Annotated in this window: 2 protein-coding genes; both read left to right on the forward strand. The window is 66.3% G+C overall.

The window, feature by feature from the left end; translation table 11 throughout:
- Window positions 1-534: hypothetical protein (locus tag PKE44_RS17135; protein ID WP_324553690.1), on the forward strand; the 534-nt coding region annotated here is incomplete at its 5' end.
- 145 nt (window positions 535-679) lie between these two features.
- Window positions 680-3,162, forward strand: a 2,483-nt coding sequence (lon, locus tag PKE44_RS17140; RefSeq protein ID WP_324553692.1) for an endopeptidase La, incomplete at its 3' end; no start/stop codon positions are given.

Raw genomic sequence — 3,162 nt, forward strand, 5'->3', positions numbered from 1 at the left:
CCGTCAGAGCACAGCCACATGATGATTCATACCCTTTCCATCGAGCTGGTCGGTGGTCCGATCAACTGCAAGCCATTGCTCTGGGTCGTCGAGATTCCCGGCGACTGGAACATCGAGGATCTGCGCGACCTGCTGTTCGACATGGTGAATCTCGATCCCGAGCACGCCAGCGGCTTCTACCTCGCCAACCAGCCCTGGGGCAGCGTGAAAATCTGGCTGGACGACGACGATGAGGATTACGACTTCCTGATCAGCGCGGCGCCGCTGCCGCCGGGCTGCTCCGAACCGGAAGACCCGGATGAACCCGAAGCGGCGGATGAGCCCGAAGATACCGACGAGCAGCCCCTGCAGACCTTCGACCAGCTCTACCCGCTGCCCAAGCACAAGAAGCTGTATTTCCTGTACGACTTCGGCGCCTGCTGGCGATTCGAAATCCGTCGCAAGGGCCGGTCGCGACCGGCGAAAGAAGGGGTCGAGTATCCGCAGGTGCTCACGAACGGCGGCCATCTGCCCGAATTCCAGGACGGCTGGTAAGCCAGCGACGGCAAGACTTGCCGCTACGCGGGACAGGACGGCAACGCCGACCTGCCCCGCATCGTCTTGAACTCTCCCCGCCCTCGCCCCATGTCTGGCGCGTACCGACGAGTCTGCACCTCCCCTCCCGCAGCCGGAACCTGCCATGACCGATACCGAAAATGAACTGGACACCCCGGTCGTCGAGCCCCTGAACGACGAAGCCGGCAACGACGCCGTCGCCGCGACCGATGACGCGGCCGGCGCCGACACCACGCTTGACGCCGAGGTGATCCCGGCCGATGCGCCGCTCGCGCCCGGCAGCGACGGCAACGGCGGCGAGATCGCCGTCGCCGCCGACGTGCTGCCCTCGCGACTGCTGCTGCTGCCGCTGTGGGAGCGGCCGTTCTTCCCGGCGCAGGCGCTGCCGCTGCTGATGAACGACGCGCCGTGGTGGCCGACGCTGGAGCAGGTCATGGAGCGCCCGCAGCGCATGGTCGGCCTGGTGCTGGTCAAGCCCGAGCAGGCCGACAATGCCAGCCCCGATGACTTCCACGAAGTCGGCACCATCGTGCGCGTGCACAACCTGATGCGCAGCGAAGGCAAGATGCAGTTCGTCGCGCAGGGCCTGCGCCGCTTCCGCATCCGCGAATGGCTGTCGACGCAGGCGCCGTACGAGGCCGTCGTCGAATACCTCGATTCCGAGGACTCGGTGAACACCGAGGAAATGCGCGCGTATTCGGTGGCGCTGATCAACACGATCAAGGAACTGCTGCCGCACAACCCGCTGTACGCCGAGGAACTGAAGTTCTTCCTGAACCGCTTCAACACCAATGATCCGTCGCCGCTCGCCGATTTCGCCGCGGCGATGACGACGGCCACCAAGGAGGAACTGCAGGAGGTGCTCGACACCGCGCCGGTGCTCGCGCGCATGAAGAAGGTGCTGGTGCTGCTGAAGAAGGAGACCGAGGTCGCCAAGCTGCAGTCGCAGATCCGCGAGCAGGTCGAGCACAAGCTGAGCGAGCAGCAGCGCGAGTTCTTCCTGAAGGAACAGTTGAAGACCATCCAGAAGGAACTCGGCATTTCCAAGGACGACCGCACCGCCGAATCCGAACGCTTCCGCGCCCGGCTCGAAGGCAGGACCGTGCCGGAAAAAGCCATGAAGGCGATCGAGGAGCAGTTCGAGAAGTTCGCCGTGCTTGAACCCGGTTCGCCGGAATACGCGGTGACGCGCAATTACCTCGACGTGCTGACCGACCTGCCCTGGGGCGTGCATTCGGTCGATCAGCTCGATCTGAAGCGCGCGCGCAAGATTCTCGATCGCGACCACGACGGCCTCGGCGACGTCAAGGACCGCATCCTCGAATTCCTCGCCGTCGGCGCGCTGAAGGGCGAGGTCGCCGGTTCCATCCTGCTGCTGGTCGGCCCGCCCGGCGTCGGCAAGACCTCGGTCGGCCGCTCGGTCGCCGCGGCGCTCGGGCGCGAGTTCTTCCGGCTGTCGCTCGGCGGCATGCGCGACGAGGCCGAGATCAAGGGCCACCGGCGCACCTACATCGGCGCGATGCCGGGCAAGTTCATCCAGGCGATCCGCGAGACCGGCGTCGCCAATCCGGTGATCATGCTCGACGAGATCGACAAGATCGGCGCGAGCTATCACGGCGATCCGGCCTCGGCGCTGCTCGAAGTGCTCGACCCGGAGCAGAACGTCGATTTCCTCGACCATTACCTCGACGTGCGTTTCGATCTGAGCAAGGTGCTGTTCGTCTGCACCGCCAACCAGCTCGATTCGATTCCGGGCCCGCTGCTCGATCGCATGGAGGTGATCCGGCTGTCCGGCTACATCACCAGCGAGAAGCTCGCGATCGCGAAGAATCACCTGTGGCCGCGGCTGCTGGAGCGCTCCGGCATCGAACCGAAGCAGTTGAAGCTCAGCGACGGCGCGCTCGAAAAGATCATCGAGGGCTACGCGCGCGAGGCCGGCGTGCGCAATCTCGAAAAGCAGCTCGGGCGCATCGTGCGCAAGGCGGCCGTGAAGCTGGTCGAGGGCGACCGCGACGGCAAGCCGATCAAGGTCAGCGCCAAGACGGTCGAGGAATGGCTCGGCAAGCCCGGCTTCCGGAATCTGCGCCCCGGCGCCGGCGTCGGCGTGGTCACCGGCCTCGCGTGGACGGCGATGGGCGGCGCGACGCTCGATGTCGAGGCGAGCCGCATCGGCAAGGGCCGCGGCTTCAAGCTGACCGGCCGGCTCGGCGAGGTCATGAAGGAATCGGCGAACATCGCCTGGAGCTACCTGAGCGCCAACGGCAGCGAGTTCGGCGTGCCCGAGGGCTACTTCGACGACGCGACCATCCACCTGCACGTGCCGGAAGGCGCAACGCCGAAGGACGGCCCGAGTGCCGGCGTGACGATGGCGAGCGCGCTGCTGTCCCTGGCCCGCAACGAGCAGCCGCGCGCGCTGGCGATGACCGGCGAGCTGACGCTGACCGGCCAGGTGCTGGCGATCGGCGGCGTGCGCGAGAAGGTCATCGCGGCCCGGCGCGTCGGCATCGACGAGCTGATCCTGCCCGAAGCCAACCGCGGCGACTTCGACGAACTGCCCGAACACATCCGCGCCGGCATCACCGTGCATTACGCGCAGACCTATGCGGA

It is taken from the genome of Plasticicumulans sp. (genome assembly GCF_035331805.1).
Classification (GTDB): Bacteria; Pseudomonadota; Gammaproteobacteria; order Competibacterales; family Competibacteraceae; genus Plasticicumulans.